The organism is Planctomonas psychrotolerans (genome assembly GCF_008642235.1).
Taxonomy (GTDB): domain Bacteria; phylum Actinomycetota; class Actinomycetes; order Actinomycetales; family Microbacteriaceae; genus Planctomonas; species Planctomonas psychrotolerans.
The window spans coordinates 1490598-1509898 of record NZ_SJEV01000001.1 but is presented as its reverse complement, the minus strand read 5'-3'; the positions used below and the strand labels follow the sequence as shown (position 1 = coordinate 1509898).

General features: G+C 69.3%; 17 protein-coding genes. 10 read left to right on the top strand and 7 right to left on the bottom strand.

From position 1 onward, the window contains the following. Positions 1–8 precede the first annotated feature (8 nt). Complete coding sequence (locus EY822_RS06810) at positions 9–1130, bottom strand: LacI family DNA-binding transcriptional regulator (RefSeq protein ID WP_150308805.1); 1122 nt, start codon at positions 1128–1130, stop codon at positions 9–11. Between the two features lie 193 nt (positions 1131–1323). On the opposite strand from EY822_RS06810, the gene EY822_RS06805 reads away from it, so the two are divergent. After that, positions 1324–2139 (top strand): alpha/beta fold hydrolase, encoded by an 816-nt coding sequence (locus tag EY822_RS06805; RefSeq protein ID WP_227497089.1) that lies wholly within the window; start codon positions 1324–1326, stop codon positions 2137–2139. Continuing rightward, a complete protein-coding gene (locus EY822_RS06800; RefSeq protein ID WP_150307578.1) occupies positions 2115–2984 on the top strand; it encodes an SGNH/GDSL hydrolase family protein in 870 nt (289 codons plus the stop codon). Before EY822_RS06805 ends, EY822_RS06800 begins: the two co-directional genes overlap by 25 nt. 4 nt (positions 2985–2988) lie before the next feature. Here EY822_RS06800 and EY822_RS06795 read toward each other — a convergent pair whose 3' ends face one another. The 3 genes from EY822_RS06795 to EY822_RS06785 are packed head-to-tail and all read right to left on the bottom strand — an operon-like array spanning position 2989 to position 6326. Further along, on the bottom strand, positions 2989–4479 hold the full coding sequence (locus tag EY822_RS06795; RefSeq protein ID WP_150307577.1) for a lipase maturation factor family protein: 1491 nt from the start codon (positions 4477–4479) through the stop codon (positions 2989–2991). 6 nt (positions 4480–4485) lie between these two features. Beyond that, entirely contained in the window at positions 4486–5349 is an 864-nt protein-coding gene (locus EY822_RS06790; RefSeq protein ID WP_150307576.1) for an ABC transporter permease, read from the bottom strand. Further along, entirely contained in the window at positions 5346–6326 is a 981-nt protein-coding gene (locus EY822_RS06785) for an ATP-binding cassette domain-containing protein (RefSeq protein WP_150307575.1), read from the bottom strand. Before EY822_RS06785 ends, EY822_RS06790 begins: the two co-directional genes overlap by 4 nt. A 62-nt stretch (positions 6327–6388) precedes the next feature. Between EY822_RS06785 and EY822_RS06780 the strand changes: the two genes are divergently transcribed. From EY822_RS06780 to EY822_RS06770, 3 genes are all read left to right on the top strand, one after another. Further along, positions 6389–6814, top strand: coding sequence for a VOC family protein (locus EY822_RS06780; RefSeq protein ID WP_150307574.1), 426 nt, complete (start codon positions 6389–6391; stop codon positions 6812–6814). Between the two features lie 162 nt (positions 6815–6976). Beyond that, the gene (locus tag EY822_RS06775; RefSeq protein WP_227497088.1) at positions 6977–8407 is read left to right on the top strand and encodes a DUF6421 family protein; all 1431 of its coding nucleotides are present in this window, start codon (positions 6977–6979) and stop codon (positions 8405–8407) included. After that, entirely contained in the window at positions 8404–9039 is a 636-nt protein-coding gene (locus EY822_RS06770) for an SDR family NAD(P)-dependent oxidoreductase (RefSeq protein ID WP_150307572.1), read from the top strand. Before EY822_RS06775 ends, EY822_RS06770 begins: the two co-directional genes overlap by 4 nt. Before the next feature lie 4 nt (positions 9040–9043). Here the strand turns inward: EY822_RS06770 and EY822_RS06765 are convergent, their stop codons facing one another. Continuing rightward, complete coding sequence (locus EY822_RS06765; protein WP_227497087.1) at positions 9044–10462, bottom strand: serine hydrolase domain-containing protein; 1419 nt, start codon at positions 10460–10462, stop codon at positions 9044–9046. A 100-nt stretch (positions 10463–10562) separates the two neighbouring features. Further along, positions 10563–11993 carry an argininosuccinate synthase gene (gene argG, locus EY822_RS06760; RefSeq protein WP_150307570.1) on the bottom strand — a complete coding sequence of 477 codons (1431 nt, stop codon included), beginning with the start codon at positions 11991–11993 and terminating at the stop codon, positions 10563–10565. A 90-nt stretch (positions 11994–12083) separates the two neighbouring features. Between argG and EY822_RS06755 the strand changes: the two genes are divergently transcribed. The 4 genes from EY822_RS06755 (at position 12084) to EY822_RS06740 (ending at position 16649) form a co-directional block, all read left to right on the top strand. Next, positions 12084–13217 (top strand): SDR family oxidoreductase, encoded by a 1134-nt coding sequence (locus EY822_RS06755; RefSeq protein ID WP_150307569.1) that lies wholly within the window; start codon positions 12084–12086, stop codon positions 13215–13217. Positions 13218–13439: 222 nt separating this feature from the next. Next, positions 13440–14717 (top strand): ABC transporter substrate-binding protein, encoded by a 1278-nt coding sequence (locus EY822_RS06750; protein ID WP_227497086.1) that lies wholly within the window; start codon positions 13440–13442, stop codon positions 14715–14717. Between the two features lie 73 nt (positions 14718–14790). Further along, positions 14791–15765 (top strand): carbohydrate ABC transporter permease, encoded by a 975-nt coding sequence (locus tag EY822_RS06745; RefSeq protein ID WP_227497085.1) that lies wholly within the window; start codon positions 14791–14793, stop codon positions 15763–15765. After that, positions 15765–16649, top strand: a complete 885-nt coding sequence (locus tag EY822_RS06740) for a carbohydrate ABC transporter permease (protein WP_150307568.1) — start codon at positions 15765–15767, stop codon at positions 16647–16649. Before EY822_RS06745 ends, EY822_RS06740 begins: the two co-directional genes overlap by 1 nt. A 77-nt stretch (positions 16650–16726) precedes the next feature. Here the strand turns inward: EY822_RS06740 and EY822_RS06735 are convergent, their stop codons facing one another. After that, positions 16727–17764 carry a LacI family DNA-binding transcriptional regulator gene (locus tag EY822_RS06735; RefSeq protein ID WP_227497084.1) on the bottom strand — a complete coding sequence of 346 codons (1038 nt, stop codon included), beginning with the start codon at positions 17762–17764 and terminating at the stop codon, positions 16727–16729. A gap of 130 nt (positions 17765–17894) precedes the next feature. On the opposite strand from EY822_RS06735, the gene EY822_RS06730 reads away from it, so the two are divergent. Further along, complete coding sequence (locus EY822_RS06730) at positions 17895–19292, top strand: sensor histidine kinase (RefSeq protein ID WP_227497083.1); 1398 nt, start codon at positions 17895–17897, stop codon at positions 19290–19292. Positions 19293–19301: the final 9 nt, after the last annotated feature.

Sequence of the window (19301 nt, the reverse complement as noted above, 5' to 3'; positions counted from 1 at the left end):
TGTTTCTCCTATCGGTGCCCACCCGCAGCACGGGTGGTGGGGGTTCGAGGGTCGGGTGTCGGCGACAGGGGGCCATCCCCGGTCGGATGCGGGGGTCGCGGCGCCACGTCGCTCCGAGCCGCGGAGGTGGAGTCGCGCACCACGATGCGGGCGGCGGGAAGTTCCACGTCGCTCGAGGCGCCGGAGGCGATGGATTCGAGCAGCGTCTGCGCGGCCGCACTGCCCCAGGCGACCGCATCGCTCGACACGGTGGTGAGGGTCGGGTACACGTATCTCGACATGTCGGATCCGTCGAACCCGGAGATGGACAGGTCCTCCGGCACGCGTACTCCCCGCTCGTGCGCGACGCTCAGACCGGCGATGGCCATCGGGTCGTTGGCGAACAGGATGGCGGTGGGGGGTTCGGGCTGCGAGAGCAGCACCCGCGCTGCCGCCGCGCCCGCGGCGGCAGAGAAGTCGGTCTCCAGCACCTGGGCGTCCGGAATGCCCGCCGCGCGCGTGGCGGCGAGGAACGCGTCGCGGCGTCGCGCACCGTGCAGCAGCTGGGCCGACCCGCCGACGTGCGCGATACGGCGGTGACCGAGATCGATCAGGTGCCGCACGACGGACTCGATCCCTTCGGTGTCATCGAGCACGACGGCCGGGAACGGGCTGGGGCACCCGGGTCGACCGAAGGTCACCGCCGGGATGCCGAGTTCGCCGAGCAGCGGAATACGCGGGTCGTCGTAGCGGAGGTCGGTGAGGAACACCCCGTCCACGCGACTGTCACGAGCGAAGTTCCGGTAGGTCGCGATCTCCTCGGAGGGGTCGGCGACCACGCTGAGCACCAGCACCCTGCCCTCCGGGGCGAGCACCCGTTCGATCCCGGCGATCACGGCCGAGAAGAAGGGGTCGACCCCGATGACGTCCGGCTCCCGGGCGATGACCAACCCGAGCGCGTAGGCGGTGCGAGTGGACAACGCTCGTGCGCGGAGGCTGGGCTGCCAGCCCAGGTCCTCGGCCACGGAGAGGATCCGGCTGCGGGTCTCCGGCGACACGCCAGGGCGGTCGTTGAGCGCGAACGACACAAGACCCTTGCTGACGCCCGCGCTCCGCGCGACGTCGGCGATCGTGGGCTTGCGCGCGGTCATCATGCCTCTCCATCGAGGGCGGATTCGAACGGGCGGCGGTGAGCGCCGGCGCACGGATGGGATCCGGCGCTGCTCCGGTTCTCGCGAACTAAACCGGTTTAGGCATCGTACGCCCGAATCGACGAGACGCGCAAGAGCAACTGGATCGGCGGACCGCTCCTGCGCAGCGCCCGTTATGTCCTACGCTGGCGCCATGCCCCATCTCGACGTTCCCGGCGGGTCGCTCTACTACGAGGTGGACGGGCACGCATCCGCACCGGCATTGCTGCTGATCCATGCCGGCGTGGCCACGCTCCGGATGTGGGACCCGGTGGTGCCGTCGCTCGCGGGCGACCACCTCGTGATCCGGTTCGACACCCGGGGCTTCGGCGGAACGACCACCGACGACGTCGACTTCACGAACCGGGGCGACGCGCGGGCGCTGCTCGATCATCTGGGGATCGCCGAGGTGACGGTGATCGGGAGTTCGCGGGGCGGGCAGATCGCCATCGACCTCACCGTCGAGACGCCGGAACGGGTGCGCGGGCTCGTCACCATCGGGTCGGGGCCCAGCGGATTCCACGAGATCGAGCTCACGGAGGAGGAGGACGCGGCGATCGATGCTATCGACGCCGCGTATCAGGCCGCCGATTGGGAGCGGCTCGCCGAGCTCGAGGTGCGACTGTGGTCGATCGGACCCAGCAGGACCGAAGCCGACCTCGACCCCGACTTCGTCCGCACCGCGTACGAGCTGAACCGGGCGAACATCCGGCACGCCACCGAGCGACCGACGCTTGTTCCGCTCGAGCCGCCCGCCTACGACCGGGTCGTCGACATCGGTGTACCCACCCTCGTCACCGTCGGAGCTCACGACCTGACGAGCGCACTGGTGCGATTCGAATACCTCGCCGCCACCATTCCCGGTGCCGACGTCGCTCGCTTCCCGAATTCCGCGCACCTGCCCAGCGTGGAAGAACCCGCGTTGTTCGCGGCGACGCTCCGCGAGTGGCTCGGCGTGCACGGGCTGTAGGCATGTCGTCGCTGCGCCGCATCTGGCAGAGCGGGGAATTGCCCGCGCGACTCGTGACCACCGCGATGCTGCGCGCGGTGCTCAGCCCGATGATCTACGCGAAGTACCGGGAGGGCCTGCCGACGCGGTTGACGTCGGCCACCCCCACCGATGAACCGCGCGGTGCGTGTCCGGGACCCGACCCCGACCGCATCCTCGTGATCGGGGGGATCAGCGGAGCCGCGGTGGGGGTCAGCTCCTTCCGGCTTGGCGTCGCCTGCTCGAGCGCGGAGGCGCTGTCGCGGCTCTCCGGCCGGGGCGCGGAGTGGACCAGCATGGCCGTGCCGATCGTGCGCTCCGGGATGACTACGCGGTACCTCACCGGGTTGCCCGATCTGCACCGATTCGACGCGATCGTCTTCTTCCCCGGTGTGAGCGGAGCGCTGTCCCTCACCAGCCCGCGAAGATGGAGTCGCGACCTCGAGCGCACGGTGGCGCAGCTCGTGGACCGATCGGCGTCGGATGCGACGATCCTCGTCGCCGACGTGCCGCACGTCGCCGACCGGGTGCAGGCGCCGCGCTTCGTGCGGTCGGTGGTGCGTCAGCACACCACCGTGCTGAACGCCCTGACCGAGCAGGTGGTGGCCCGTTCGGCCCGAGCTCGGATGACGTACATGCCGAGCATCGACCGTCGCATGGTGGTGGACGGCGTGTTCAGCTACACGCGCCTGTATCGGATCTGGGGCACGCACGTGGGTCAGTGCATCGCGGCCGAGCGGGGGTACACCACCGACGACGAGGATGCGGGTCCTGCGCAAGTCGAACCCACGCGGGCCGACGACGGGATGACCGACCGGGGCGACTGACCGCTCACGACCCGGTCAGGGGCAGCGACACCGGCGGCACCAGCACCCCCTGCGGCGTGCGCACCCACCAGTCCCCCGTTCGCCGACGTTCCGCCGGTGTCGTGAAGCGATAGCGGTACACGCGTGCGCGGATCCAGCGCGGCGGAGCGTCCGGGAACGGGTTGCTCCTCAGCAGACGCAGCGTCGGCGCATCCCCCTCGAGGAGTCGCATCAGCAGCACGCGGAACCACCGGGTGTCCCTCGCACCGAGTGCGAGGAACCACATGAGCCAGTCGAGGCGGAGGTGGTACGGGGCGACCTGCGGCGGCATGCGCGCGGGATCCCCGGGCTTGCCCCGGAAGTCGTACTCGAGCCATTCCGCGGAGGTGTCCGGGTCGGGGTCGCGGGTTCCCTCGATGACGATCTCGAAGCGCTCCCTGGTGACCGTGCCGAAGGCCCCGTAGGCGTTCACCAGATGGAACGGGTTGAAGCTCGCGTTCATCAGCTGCCGGCGGGCGACGAGGTTGCGGAGCGGCCGGTAGCTCAGCACGGTGAGCAGCACCGTTATGGCGATGACCACGACGGCGAACACCAGCGGCGTCTCCCCCGCCTCCGCGCGCACCGGATCGATGCCGACGGGCAGCAGGGCGCCGAGTGTCCGATCATCGATCGCGCAGAAGGCCAGCACGATGGTGATCCAGTTCAACCACGCGAAGTTGCCGGTGATCACCAGCCAGAGCTGCGTGGCGATCACGGTGAGGGCTGCTGCCGACGCGAGAGGCTGCGGCGCGAAGAGCAGGAACGGCACGACCAGCTGGGCGAAGTGGTTGCCCACCACCTCGAACCGGTGGAACCAGCGGGGCAGGTTGTGGGCGAACCAGCTCACCGGATTCGGCAGAGGCTGGGTCTCGTGGTGGTAGTACAGCGCCGTGAGGTCGCGCCACTCGCTGCCACCACGAATCTTGATCATGCCCGCTCCGAACTCGAGCCGGAACACCAGCCAGCGCAGGAAGAACAGCACCAGCACGGGCGGGGCGACCTCGTTGGAGCCGAGGAACGCGACGACGAACCCCGCCTCGAGCAGCAGGCTCTCCCAGCCGAAACCGTAGAACGTCTGGCCGACGTTCACGATGGAGAGATAGAGGGCCCACATTCCGAGGAACAGCACCATCGGCAGCCAGGGCGGGCCCTGCTGGGGCAGACCGAGCACGAGCGCTCCGGCCGCGAGCGCACCACCGGCCGCGACGCCACGGAGGAGTCGGTCGGAGTACCGCCAGTGGAACAGCGTGGGAAGGGTGCGGAAGCGCGTGCGCTCGAGCAACCGTGCGGCGGGCAGCAGTCCGCGTTCCCCGAGCAGCACCGGGAACTGGGTGATCGCCGAGACGAACGCGAGGAGATACAGGGCGGCCACGCCGCGTTGCAGCACCTGGCGAGCGATCTCGTAGTCCGCGGCCCAGAACCATCCGGTGTCGAACCATCCGGTGTCGAACCATCCGGTGTCGAACCACCCGGGCATCGCCGACTACCGCGTGCTGATCCGCGAGAACTTGCGGATGGACAGCGGCACGAAGATCACCAGCATCACGACGATGCCGATGAGCACGGTGAGGATCGGGTTCTGAATCGTCCAGGCATCCGAGACACCTCGCGCCTCGGGGGGCACGTTCCCGAAGAGCTCCCGTGCGGACTGCACCAACGCCGATACGGGGTTGTACTCGGCGAAGATCCGGAGCGGAGTGGGCAGTGATTCCGCCGGCACGAAGGCGTTGGAGATGAAGGTGAGCGGGAAGAGCACGAGGAACGACACGTTGTTGATCACCTCGGGGCTCCGCACGCACATGCCGAGGAATGCCAGTACCCACGACAGGGCGTAGGCGAAGAACAGCAGGAGCGCCACCCCGGCGAGGGCCTCGAGCAGGCTCGACCGCACCCGCCAGCCCACCACCAACCCGGTGCCGATCATCACGACCATCGAGACCGTGTTGATGAAGAGGTCTCCGTTGGTGCGACCGATCAGCACCGCCGACGGACTCATCGGCAGCGTGCGGAAGCGGTCGATGATGCCGTCCTTCAGGTCCTGCGCCATGGCCGACCCGGAGTAGGTGGATCCGAACACCACGGTCTGGGCGAAGATGCCCGCCATGATGAATTCCTTGTAGTCGCTGCCGGGGATGTCGATGACCCCGGCGTAGACGTAGCTGAACAGCAGCACGAACATGATCGGCTGCAGCGTGGTGAACACGAGGATGTCGGGCACGCGCTTGATCTTGATCATGTTGCGCTTCGTCGCCACCCACCCGTCGGAGAACCAGGTGGACAACGACGACGGGGCGGCCGACGCCGGCCCGTCGAGGGACGGTCGATGCGCGGTGGCCGGCACGGTCATGCGGCCGCCTCGCCTTCGGAATCGGCCGACGCCGCATGCCCGGTGAGGGTGAGGAACACGTCGTCGAGCGTGGGACGGCGCATACCGGCGTCGTGCAGTGCCACGTCGGCCGAGTGCAGCTCGGCGAGCACCCGCTGCAGTGCGGCCGGCCCCTCGGCCACCCGCACGGCGAGCGTGCGGCCCTCGGCCGAGAGCACGGGCTCGTCCGACCCGTGTCGGCGGAGCACCTCGAGCGCCACCGCGCTGTCCGCCTCGGACACGAGGCTCAGTTCGATGCGCTGACCCCCGACGGATGCCTTCAACTCGTCCGCGGTGCCCTGGGCGATGACCTTGCCGCCGTCGATGACCGCGATGTCGTCGGCGAGGCGATCCGCCTCCTCCAGGTACTGCGTGGTGAGGAACACCGTGGTGCCCTCCCCGACGAGCCGGGTGATGATGTCCCACATGCCGAGGCGGCTGCGGGGGTCGAGACCGGTGGTCGGCTCGTCCAGGAACAGGACCCTCGGCCGCATGACGATCGCCCCCGCGAGGTCGATGCGCCGCCGCATGCCTCCGGAGAATCCCTTCACCGGGCGGTTCTGCGCCTCGGTCAGCTCGAACAGCTCGATCAGCTCCGTGGCTCTCGCCCGCGACGCCCGGGCGCCCAGGTGATACAGGCGCCCCACCATGTCGAGGTTCTCGAAGCCGGTGAGATTCTCGTCGACGGCGGCGTACTGGCCCGAGACCCCGATCATCGGCCGGATCCTGTCGCCGTGCGTGCCGACGTCGATGCCGTCGATGGTGGCCGAACCGGAGTCCGGTCGGATCAGCGTGGTGAACACCTTCACCGCGGTGGTCTTGCCCGCGCCATTCGGACCGAGCAACGCCTGGACGGTGCCCTGCGGCACGTCGAGGTTCAGTCCGTTCAGCGCGTAGACGGTCGGCCCTCCCCTGGGCGAATACGTCTTGACGAGTTCGTGCGCCTCGATGAAGCTCATGACGCACAAAATAGACCCGGGTACCGACATCGCGCAATGTGGACGCTGTAAACTCCTGCGTCATGATCTCCTCTAATCCGGCCGGGACGCCGCGGGTGACCCAACTCCGACTCGTCGTGCACGTGGACGACTACGACGCCGCCGTGGCGTTCTACCGGGACGCACTCGGCCTTCCCGAAGAGGAGGCGTACAGCGGCGAGGGCGGCGCCGAGGTGATGATCCTGGATGCCGGGCGGGCGACGCTCGAGATCGCCAACACCGAGCAGAAGCACTTCATCGATTCGGTCGAGGTGGGCCGACAGGTCGCGCCCCGGCTCCGGGTCGCGTTCGAGGTGGCCGACGCCGAGGGAGTGACGCGCACCCTGGCCGACAACGGAGCGGAGCTCGTCGCCGCTCCCGTGAAGACCCCGTGGCGATCGCTCAACGCGCGGCTCGAAGCACCCGGGCTCCACATCACCGTCTTCCAGGAACTCGACCCACCGAAGTGACGAGGCGGCGATCCCGCGCACGAAACCCTCCATCGGTCGCGGCTGACGCGCGATATTCGGGCGCGGTGGACAAGAAAATGCTCCGATCCGGTCGTTAGGCTCGGGGAATCGAGCCGGACGCCGCACCCCGGCGACGTTCCGTACATCCCGATCGGAGGTTCCATGTCGCACGCCACCGTCGACGCCGTCCTGGGCGAACCCGAGGTCGTCGAGGACCTGGTGTCATCGTCCGCATGGCGGAACCTCAAGGAGGCCGCGTCGAGCCTCCAGCTGCTCCAGGCCGCGGACGGATCGGTGCCGGACCCCGACGCGCGGGCCGCGGGCCTGGTCGACCGGATCACCGCGTCGATCGAGCACCTGGCGCCCGCGCTCCCCCACGATGCGGCGTACCTCGTCGTCGTGGTGCGCGACTTCCGCCGCTGGGCCGCGGGCGGCTTCGGGGTTCCCGACTTCCTGGATTCGCTGCGCGCGTTCCAGCCGCAGCAGGATCGCCGGAACGGGCTGCTGCACCTCGTCGTGTTCCCGATGTTCACCCAGAACGGGAGCACGAACCGGTACGTCGAAGCGGTGCTGGTCGAGGTGCTCTGGCCGGAGTTCGTGGCCGAACTGGAGCGTGGGGACTACTCGAACCGCATGTTCGTGCCGGTGCGATTCGTGGACTTCACGCCCGGCTACGACACGAACTCGGCCGTGCTGTTTCCGGAGACCATCGCCATGCGGGAGATACCTCCGTTCACCTGGGGAGCGATCTTCGCCGACCGGGAGGCCGCCCGGTTCCGCCGGGTGGTGCGCCATGCCGCGCAGGTGACCTCGCTCGACCTCCCCGCCGACGCGGCGGCGCTGCTCGACGACCAGGCTCTCGCGGAGGAGACCTTCGTGATGTGGGATCTCATCCACGACCGCACCCACATGCGCGGCGATCTGCCCTTCGACCCGTTCATGATCAAGCAGCGCATGCCGTTCTTCCTGTACTCCCTCGAGGAGCTGCGATGCGACCTCACCGCGTTCCGCGAGGCGGTGCGGCTGGAACGGGAGCTCGGCGCCGTGCCCGAGGACGACCGCACCGACGCCCAGCGCGCCATCCTCGCGCACGCCCCGCTGGTGCGGTACGCGGTGATCTTCGATCGCATATTCCGCTTCGCCATCTCCGGGAGCCGGGTGCGTAACTACGACGGTCTCGGCGGGCAGCTGCTGTTCGCGTGGCTGCATCAGCACCATGTGCTGCACTGGACGGACACCCGGCTCAGCATCGACTGGGACGAGGTGCCCGACGTGGTTCTCGCACTCGGCCGGGAGATCGAGGAGCTGTACTGGCGGTCGATCGACCGCCCCAAGACGGCGCACTGGCTGGCGGCGTACGAGCTGATCACGCGCACGGTGACGCCGCACCCCGCGTCCACGTGGGCGCAGGGCCCGAGGGCCCTCCCCCTCGACGGGCCGCCACGCGGGCTGACCGACCTCGTGCACCCCGACGAGTTCCCGTTGTCGATGTTCTACGAGGCGCTCGCCAAGAAGATGGGGGACGTGATCGCCTCCACCGCCGGCATCACGGGTGCGGGAACCGTCTCGGGGGACGGGAGCGCAGCTCGGTGACGGCCGCCGGTCGCGTGGTGGTGGTCCCGGGCGCCACCGGCGCGGCGGGGCGCGCCGTCGCCTCCGCGCTCACCCGTGCCGGGGCCCGGGTGGTCGCCGTGGGCACGGATGCCGGTCGACTGGCCGGTGTGGACGCCGAGGTGCGCGAGGTGTGCGACCTGGGGGACTTCGACGCCACACTCCGCCTGGCCGAGAAGGTCGCGGTCACCGTCGGCCGCGTCGACGGGCTGATCCATCTGGTGGGCGGCTGGCGCGGCGGAGGCGGACTCGCGGGCCAGACCGACGACGACTGGGAGTTCCTGCAGGGGCGCATCCTCGGCACCCTGCGCAACACGACCCGGGCCTTCGACGAGGACCTCCGCGCCTCCGATGCCGGACGCCTCGCCGTCGTCTCGTCGACGGCCGTGCAACGTCCGTACCCGGGCGGGGCGAACTACTCCACCGCGAAGCTCGCGGCGGAGACGTGGGCGCGGGCCGTCGATCGCGGGTTCAGCAAGAGCGGGTCACCCGCACGCACGACGATCTTCGTCGTCTCCACGCTCAACGGGCTCGAGGGGGCGCTGGCCGAGCGCGTGGTGGACCTGTGGGAGTCGCTGCCTCCGGAGCGGGTGCTGCTCGAGCCCACCCGGTAGGCCGTTAGACCCGGTTCGCGGGCACGGGCTTGCGCATCGCGGAGAGGGGAGGCCGGTGCAGCGGCTCGGTCTCCCAGCGCGCGCGGAACGTGTGCTCCCGCGAGTCGAGGACGAGGTGCAGCCGGTGCGGCTGCTCGAGGAAGATCACGTCGACGGTCAGCCGATCGCCGTCGTCCCGCCATGCCGCGCTCGCCGCCGTGGCATCGGTCGCGACCCAGTCGCCGAATCCCGCGACGACACGGAGGTCGCCACCGTGCTCGACCAGTGCCAGCTCGACGCGACGATCTTCTCCCTCGGCGAGGTCCACCCGCATCACTTCCGCTACCGCGTTGTCCGGTGCGGGAGCGAAGGACGCGGCCTCGACGGGCCTCGCACCGGGCTCACCGGTCACGGGCGCGAGGGCGAGGGACGCCATCCGCCTGGCGAGCGCGGCATCCGCCTCACCGTCGCCCTGCGGGCTCTTCTCCGTGCCGAACGCGGGGAGGAGGTGCTCCCACGCGAGGTTCAGCACGCCCTGCATGTCCGAGCTCTGACCGGTCATCGCGAGCACCACGTTCTGCTCGGGGAGCACGACGCAGAACTGGCCGTACGCGCCGTCCCCGCGGTATCCGTACCGGGCCAGCCAGAACTGGAACCCGTAGCCCTGCTCCCAGTCGGACGCGGGCTCCGACCCGTTGGACACCTGCACCGACGTCGCCTCGTCGACCCAGGCGGCGGGCAGCAGCTGCCGGCCCTCCCAGGCGCCGCGCTGCAGATACAGCTGGCCGAGCGTCGCGATCGCCTCGGTGCGCGCGTACATGCCGCTGAAGCCGATCTCGTGACCCGCGCGGTCGCGGACCCAGCCCACGTCGTCGATGCCGAGCGGGTCGAAGAGGCGCGGCCGCAGGTAGTCGGTCAGGGACTGCCCGGATGCGCGCTGGACGATGAGACCCGCGGTGTAGGTGCACGGCTGGTTGTAGGCGAACACCGATCCCGGATCCTCGTCCGGCGGTACGAGCAGGAAGCCGCGCACGAGGTCCTCCGGGTCGAGCTGCCGGGCTCGGTCGAGCGTCTCCTCCCGGTGTCCGCTCGACATGGACAGCACGTGCCGCACCCGCATCGCCCGTGACCTCGGGTCGGTGATGTCGGCGTCGTGCTCCGGGAAGTGGCTGAGCACGGTGTCGTCGAGGTCGAGCAGCCCCTCCTCCACGGCGAAGCCGACGGCGGTCGAGGTGAAGCTCTTGCTGAGCGAGTAGAGCAGGTGCGGCCGGTCGGGAGTGTAGGGCGCCCACCAGCCCTCGGCGATCACCTCGCCTCCCCGCAGGAGCATCAGGCTGTGCGGTTCCACGTCCGGTGCGGACTCGAGGGCGTCGAGAAAGGCGGCGATGCCGCGGGCGTCGACGGCGTGGGCGGACGGGCTGCTTCTTCGCAGGAGGCGGGGCATGACCCCCATGCTAGGACGGTCGCACCCGCTCGGCTCTCCCGAGTGCGCGTTCCGCATCCGGACGGCACCCCGGGTGGCGTCCGGATGCGGAGGCGGCGGATCAGTCGGTGCCGGCGTCGAACGCGGCGCTCTCCGACGCCCGGTCGAGAGCGTCGGCGGCGGCGTCCGGGTGCTGGCCGCCGTCGAGGATCTCGTTGGCCTGCCCCGCCTCGAGCGCACCGACCAGCTCGGCCGTCGCACCGCCGATGATGCCCGCGGCGGCGTACTGCTCGAGGCGGGCCCGGGAATCCGCGATGTCCAGATTGCGCATCGTGAGCTGACCGATGCGGTCGCCCGGGCCGAACGCGGAGTCACCGACCCGCTCCATCGACAGCTTGCCGGGGTGGTAGCTGAGCAGCGGACCCGTGGTGTCGAGGATCGTGTAGTCGTCACCGCGACGGAGGCGGAGGGTGACCTCTCCGGTGACGGCGGACCCGACCCAGCGCTGGATGGACTCGCGCAGCATGAGCGACTGCGGGTCGAGCCAGCGCCCCTCGTACATGAGTCGCCCGAGGCGTCGCCCTTCGGCGTGGTAGTTCGCGACGGTGTCCTCGTTGTGGATCGCGTTGAGGAGTCGCTCGTAGGCGATGTGCAGCAGCGCCATGCCGGGCGCCTCGTAGATCCCGCGGCTCTTCGCCTCGATGATGCGGTTCTCGATCTGGTCGGAGACACCGAGGCCGTGGCGACCCCCGACCGCGTTCGCCCCGAGCACGAGAGCGACGGGATCGGTGTACTCGACGCCGTTGATGGCCACCGGCCGACCGGCATCGAAACGCACCGAGACGACCTCGGTCTCGACCTCGACGTCGTCCCGCCACGCGGCGACGCCCATGATCGGTTCCACGAGATCGAGTCCGGAGCTCAACTCCTCCAGACGCTTCGCCTCGTGGGTCGCCCCCCAGATGTTCGCGTCGGTGCTGTACGCCTTCTCGGTGGAGTCGCGGTACGGGAACCCGCGGGCGACGAGCCACTCGCTCATCTCGGTGCGTCCACCGAGCTCGGTGACGAAGTCGGCGTCGAGCCACGGCTTGTAGACCCGCAGCCGCGGGTTGGCGAGCAGCCCGTAGCGGTAGAAGCGCTCGATGTCGTTGCCCTTGTAGGTGGACCCGTCGCCCCAGATGTCCACGCCGTCGTCCTTCATGGCGCGGACGAGCATCGTGCCGGTGACGGCACGGCCGAGCGGAGTGGTGTTGAAGTAGGTCTTCCCGCCCGAACGGATGTGGAACGCTCCGCACTGCAGCGCGTTCAGTCCCTCCTCGACGAGGGGCAGCTTCGCGTCGACCAGACGCGCGATCTCGGCGCCGTACTCGGTCGCGCGCCCGGGCACGGAGTCGATGTCCGGCTCGTCGTACTGGCCGATGTCGGCGGTGTAGGTGCACGGGATGGCGCCCTTTTCACGCATCCACGCCACCGCGCAGGAGGTGTCGAGACCGCCGGAGAATGCGATGCCGACTCGTTCGCCGACGGGGAGACTGCTCAGAACCTTGGACATTCCAGAAAGCCTACGGAATTCCGCTCCCCCGCATGGACCACGCCTCCCGGATTCGGGAATGTTCTCGTGCTCGCGACGTTGGCTCGGGGGATGACTACCTCACCGAACCGACCTTCCGACCCGACTCCGCCATCCGACATCGGCGGGAACGGACGCCGCGCGCTCGTCGTCGGTGCGACCGGAATCGGCGGATCCGCGCTCGTCGACCTGCTGACGGCGGAGGGGTGGCCGGTGACGGCGCTGTCACGGCGGCCCATCGCCGAGCGGCCCGGGGTGCGCCCCCTGTCGGCGGACCTCCGCTCCGCCGACGACCTCGCTCGCGTGCTCGCCGCCGAGCGTCCCACGCACGTCTTCTTCACCGCCTGGTCGCGGCAGGCGACGGAGGAGGAGAACATCTCGGTGAACGGCGGGATGGTCCGCGACCTCCTCGCCGCCGTCTCGCATGCACCCGTGCGGCACGTCGCGCTCGTGACGGGCCTCAAGCACTACCTCGGCCCGTTCGAGTCCTACGGCCAGGGCGCCATGCCCGACACCCCGTTCCACGAGGAGGAGCCGCGCCTCGACGCGCCGAACTTCTACTACGCGCAGGAGGACGCCCTCTTCGCCGCCGCCGCGCGGGACGGATTCGGCTGGTCGGTGCACCGTTCGCACACCGTGATCGGTCATGCCGTCGGCAATGCGATGAACATGGGGCTGACCCTGGCCGTCTACGCGTCCATCTGCCGCGAACTGGGCACGCCGTTCGTGTTCCCCGGCTCGCTCACGCAATGGAACGGCCTCACGGACATGACCGACGCGACGGTGCTCGCCGACCAGATGCTCTGGGCCGCGACCACCGACGCGGGACGGAACGAAGCGTTCAACGTGGTCAACGGCGACGTCTTCCGGTGGCGATGGATGTGGGCGCGCCTCGCAGCGTACTTCGGGGTGGAGCCGGTCGGCCCCGGCGCCGACCCTTCCCCGCTGGAGCAGCGCATGAGCGGCGCGGATGCGGTGTGGCAGCGGATCGTGCGCACCCACGAGCTCATCGAGCCCGACCTCTCCCGAGTCGCCTCCTGGTGGCACACGGATGCCGATCTCGGACGCGAGATCGAGGTCGTCACCGACATCAGCAAGGCGCGTCTGGCCGGCTTCTCGGTGCACCATCGCACCGTCGACTCGTTCACCGGGCTGTTCGACCGCTATCGCGCCGAGCGGCTCATCCCCGCCGCTCCGGCGAGCTGAGGCGACCGCACCCGTTCCCCGCGGGAGAGAGAATTTTCGCCGCTCGGTCGCGATATTTATCGTTATGGTTTGCGTAATTTATCGATATATGTCTAACTATGTGCAAGTCCGATCCGACGGCGCCGGCTCCTTCGCCCGCCCGCTCTGCGGATGAGTCAGGCACCGCCCTGATCGGTGGCGCAGAGGCGCGTCATCGCCACCATCCGCGAAGAAGGGGACGTCGTGAATGTCCGTCGCATCATCACAGTAGGAGCGATCACCGCTCTCAGTGCCGGAATACTCACCGGTTGCTCGAACTCATCCCAGGGCGGCTCGAACGCCGACGCGAACTCGTTCGAGTTCTGGTCGTTCACCGGCATCGGTCAGGGCGAGCAGGTCGAGGCCTACACGGCCGAGAACCCCGACATCACCATCGACCTCACCGAGGTCGGGCAGTCGGGAGAGACCGCGCAGGCGCTGACCACCGCGCTCGCCGGGGGTCAGGTTCCCGACCTCGTGCTCATCCAGGGAGACGAACTGCCGCGATTCGTCGCCAACCCCGGCAACTTCCACGACCTCCGCGAGTTCGGCGCGGACGAGATCGCGGATGACTACCTCGACTGGGTCATCGAGCAGCCCACCGCGGAGGGCGGCGAGATCATCGGCATCCCCACGGACGTCGGCGGCATGGCGATGGCCTACCGCACGGACCTCTTCGAGGCGGCGGGCTTCCCGACCGATCGCGACGAGGTCTCGGCGCTCTGGCCGACCTGGGACGACTTCATCGCCACCGCGGAGAAGTACACCGCTGCCACGGGCGAGCCCTTCATGGACAACGCGTCGACGACCGTCTTCTACCAGGCCGTCAACCAGGTCTCGGAGAAGTACTACGACAACGACACCCGCGAGCTGAACTTCGACACGAACCCGCAGGTGAAGGAGGCGTTCGAACTCGGTATCGAGGCGGCGACGTCCGGCACCACGGCTCGGACGCCCATCTTCACCGAGGCATGGACCGCCGGACTCCAGAACGGAGCGTTCGCCGTGACGTCCGCTCCGTCCTGGATGCTCGGATCGATCGAGAGCAACGCACCGGACACCGCCGGACTCTGGGATATCGCCACCGTGCCGGTGGGCGCCGGCAACTGGGGCGGCAGCTTCCTCGCCATCCCCGCCGGAGCGGACAACCCCGAGGCCGCCTGGGAGTACATCAAGGCGACCCAGTCGCCCGAGTCGCAGCTCGGCCACTTCCTCGAAAGCGGATCGCTTCCGACGACGCCCGAGGTGTACGACGACCCGGAGCTGCTCGGTACGACCGATCCGTTCTTCTCCGACGCTCCGATCGGATCGATCTACACCGAGTCGCTGCTCGGGGTCGACCCGTTCTACATCGGCCCCGACAGCGGCGTCATCGGTGCGGAGCTGCAGGCCGCGATCGACAACGTCGACTACGCCGACGGCGACCCTGCCGCGGCGTGGGACGCCGCGGTGACGAACGTGGGCAACGCCATCGGCGGCTGACCCGCCGAAATCGCGGTGGCCCGGCGCACGCGCCGGGCCACCGTCCCCTCTGCAACCGGACAATGGAGTCGTCGTGACCACCACCGTTTCACCCCCGCGGGTCCCCTCGGACCCCGCGGTTCGCAAGACGCAACGCCCGAAGAAGGCCGTCGGCATCCGCTACGGGCTGATGGAGCGGCTGGCCCCCTACGGCTACGTCGCGCCGTTCTTCGCCCTCTTCCTGGTGTTCGGGCTCTTCCCGCTCCTCTTCACCTTCGTCGTCGCACTCTTCGACTGGAACCCCGTGGGGTCGCAGACGTTCATCGGGCTCGACAACTTCACCCGGCTGTTCGACGACCCGCGATTCTGGAACGCGGCGGGCAACACGCTCAGCATCTGGCTCATCTCGACGATCCCGCAGCTGTTCATCGCCCTGCTGCTCGCCCACCTGCTGAACCATGCGCGCCTCAAGTGGGCGAACTTCTTCCGCATGTCGATGCTGCTGCCCTACATCACCTCGGTCGCCGCGACGACGATCGTGTTCGCGCAGATCTTCGACCGCGACTACGGACTGCTGAACCACCTTCTCGAACTGCTCGGCGCCGATCGGTTCGACTTCCGCAACTCGGTGCTCGGCAGCCACGTGCTCATCGCGACGATGGTGGTGTGGCGGTGGTTCGGCTACACGACCCTGCTGTACCTGGCGTCGCTGCAGGCCATTCCGCGAGACGTGTACGAGGCGGCGGCCGTGGATGGTGCGAGCGGGTGGAAGCAGTTCGTCCACATCACGATCCCCTCACTCCGGCCCGTGATCATCTTCACGATCGTCACCTCGACGATCGGCGGTCTGCAGATCTTCACCGAACCGCTTCTGCTCTCCCCGCAGGGCCAGTTCTCCTGCGGCGCCGTGCGCCAGTGCCAGACCCTCACCCTCTTCCTCTACGAGCAGGGCTTCGGCCAGTTCGCCTTCGGTTACGGTTCCGCGGTCGGAGTCGTGCTCTTCGGCATGATCGTCGTGATCGCCCTCATCAACTTCCTGCTGTCGACCCGGATCAAGGGAGCTCAGTGATGACTCAGCAGACTGTTCCCGCCGCGGTGACACCTCCGCCCACGCGTCGCCGCTCCGGTGGTCGCGTCGGACGGGTCCGCTGGTGGACCTACGCGTTCCTCCTCCTCGCCGCCCTCGCGTGCATCTTCCCGCTGTACTGGATGTTCGTGGTCTCGAGCGCCGGGGCAGGGTCGGCGAGCAAGTTGCCGCCCGTTCTGGTGCCGGGGACCGACCTTCCGAGGCTGGTCGAGCTCGTCTTCACCACGGTCCCGTTCGTGCAGTCCCTCGTGAACAGCGCCGTGGTGGCGACGACGATCGCGGTGGGGCAGGCGCTGACCTGTGCGCTCGCGGGGTTCGCCTTCGCCAAGCTGCATTTCCGTGGCCGCAACGCGCTCTTCATCATCGTCGTGCTCACGATGACGGTGCCCTCGCAGCTCTCGGTGATCCCGCAGTACATGATCATCTCCGAGCTCGGCTGGGTCGACACCCTGCAGGCCCTCATCGTGCCGGGACTCGCCAGCGCATTCGGCATCTTCTGGATGCGCCAGCACATCTCGTCGACCATCAGCGACGAGCTGCTGCAGGCCGCGCGGATCGACGGGGCATCGTCGTGGCAGATCTTCTGGCGGATCGTGTTCCCGATCATCCGCCCCGCGGCCTTCGTGCTCGGGCTGCTCGGCTTCGTGACCTCGTGGAACGACTTCCTCTGGCCGTTCATCGTGCTCAAGTCCCCCGAGATGTACACGGTGCAGATCGCGATCAAGGCGCTGCAGAACAACCTGTTCGTCGACCTCGGGCTCGCGATGGCAGGCTCGTTCCTCGCCACCCTTCCGCTGCTGGTGGTCTTCGTGTTCGTCGGCCGCCGGATGGTCGCCGGCATCATGGACGGCGCCTTCAAGGGCTGACGCGTATCGACGGCTCACCGCCCGAGCCGGCCGACCAGGGCCGGGTCGGGCGGTGAGCCGCGTCAGGGTGAGCCGCGTCAGCGGGTCGAGTCGCGAAGGCGGAGGGATGCCTTCGGCATCACGATCTGCGCGTCGAAGTCGGGGCTCTCCGCGGTGATGCGCCGGGTCAGCAGGTCGGCGATCGCGTCAGAGATCGCCGGGTTGTCCGGGGACACCGTGCTGAGGGACGGCTGCGCGAACTCCCCGAGCGCGACGTCGTCCCACCCGATCACCTGCACGTCGGCGGGTACCCGTAACCCCCGGGACGAGAGCCCGTGCAGGGCGCCGAGCGCGGACGAGTCGGTGAGCGCGAACACGGCGTCGAACGGCACACCGGCGTCCACGGCGTCCAGCACCGCTCGGTAGGCCTCGACCGGCTCGAAGTCGGTGGCGACGATGAGTCGCTCATCGACGGGCACGCCGAGCTCGCGGTGCGCGGCCAGGTACCCGCGGGTTCTCAGTTCGGGCATGGAGTCGTGGTCGCCCCGCTGTCCGCCGACGAGCAGGATGCGGGTGGAGCCGGATCTCAGCAGGTGCATCGTCGCGAGGTGGCCTCCACCGACGTTGTCCATGAGCACGTGGTCGTACTGGCGCGACACCGCGCGCTCACCGATGAGCACCACGGGACGCGTCGGTCCCACCGACTCCAGGTCGGCCGCCTCGCCGCGGGTCACGCTGAGCACGAGCCCGTCGTACGCGTCGAGGTGCGAACTCGCCAGGGCGGCCAGTTCCGCCTCGAGAGCACCACCGGTGTGCTCGACCACGAGACGGAAGCCGCGCTGCGCGAAGGATCGGAAGAGCCGATCGGCGAGCTCGCCGTAGTAGAGCAGTGCGAGGTTCGGGACGGCGAGACCGACGACTCCCGTGCGCCCCCGACGCAACTGCCGCGCCGACACGTTGACCCGGTACTCGAGGCTCTCGATCGATCCGAGCACCCGCTGCCGCGTCACCTCACCGACCCGAGTGTCCTGACCGTTGATCACGTTGGACACCGTCATGACCGACACGCCGGCGTGCCGGGCGACGTCGCTCATCGTCACCGGGCGTGCGCGGCGCGGTGGGTCGGGCGTGGGCATGGTTCCCATTCTCTCGCGCCGCCGCGGACGGGACACCACGCCGAGCCCGACCCGCGGCAGGGCGCGCGCGGACGGCGCCCTCCGCCATGCGACGGATGTCCGCGTCCTCGGCGCTCGCTAGCGTGGAGCGGTGAGTACCGGAACCGCGGCACCAGCCGAGTCTCCCCTGTCCCGTGCCGGGCCCGACGCGGCAGCACCGCCGCGCGACTCGAGCACCGCCGCGGCCGCCGATCCCTTCGGGTCGTTCTGGGTGCGCGCCCGGCCGAACGCCCACCAGGTGCGCAACGACGCCATCCTCGCGGGCGTGCTGCTCGTGTGCACGGCGCTCAGCACCGCCATCTACGACTCGATCGGCATGTACGAGGAGCGGGCGCCGCTGTGGGTATCCGCGATCTGGGTGGCAGTCATCACCCTTCCCCTCGCCGCCCGTCGCGTGCACCCCGAGATCGTCGCGCTCGTGCTCTCCGCCGCCTTCGTCGCCGGCCCCTACGCGTATGTGCCCGAACTGCTCTTCTGCAACATCGCGCTGTTCATCGCCCTCTACACGGTGGGAGCCTGGGGTCGCAGCCGGGTGCAGGCGAACGTGGTGCGCGGCGTCATCATCTTCGGCATGTTCGTTTGGCTGTTCACGTCGTTGCTGCAATCCTCGGGGCTCAATGCGCTCGCTCCGGACGCGTTCGCCGATGCGCCGGAGGACGCCATCCTCCCCGCGATCGTCGCGTTCGGGCTGTCCCAGATCATCACCAACCTGCTGTACTTCGGCGGGGCCTTCTACTTCGGTGACCGCGCCTGGCAGTCGGCGCGCGACCGCGCGGGCCTCGAGGCCCGCACCGCGGAGCTCGCCACCGAACGAGAACGGGTGGCCGGTCAGGCCGTCGCACTCGAACGCGTGCGCATCGCGCGCGAGTTGCACGACGTGGTGGCGCACCACGTCTCCGTCATGGGGGTGCACGCGGGCGCGGCGCGCCTCGTGCTCGACCGCGACCCGGAGAAGGCCCGCCAGTCGCTCGGCGTGATCGAGGCCAACGCCCGCGACACCGTGGACGAACTGCATCGGATGCTCGCCGCCCTGCGACAGGACGACGAGGTGCCCGATTCCCAGGACGCCGCCAGCCGCAGCGCGAGCACGCGGGGCGTGGAGCAGATCGCCGAACTCGTCGACGAGGCACGCGCGACGGGTCTTTCCGTGACGTTCGAGCGCATCGGGGACGAACGCGTGCTGCCGCCCACCGTGGGACTGATCCTTTACCGCATCGTGCAGGAGTCCCTCACCAACGTGCGCAAGCACGCCGGAATGGGTTCCCCCGCCGACGTGCGCATCCGCTATCTCACGGATGCGGTGGAGGTGGAGGTCAGCGACGCCGGCGTCGGGGCGAGGGGCTCGTCGAGCGACGGCACCGGCCTCGGCCATGTCGGGATGCGCGAGCGGGTGGCCGCGGTGGGCGGGGACATCTCCATCGGGCCGAAACCGCGCGGGGGATACCGGGTGCGCGCGGTGCTGCCCACCAGTCGGGAGGCACGACCGTGAGCGCGCACC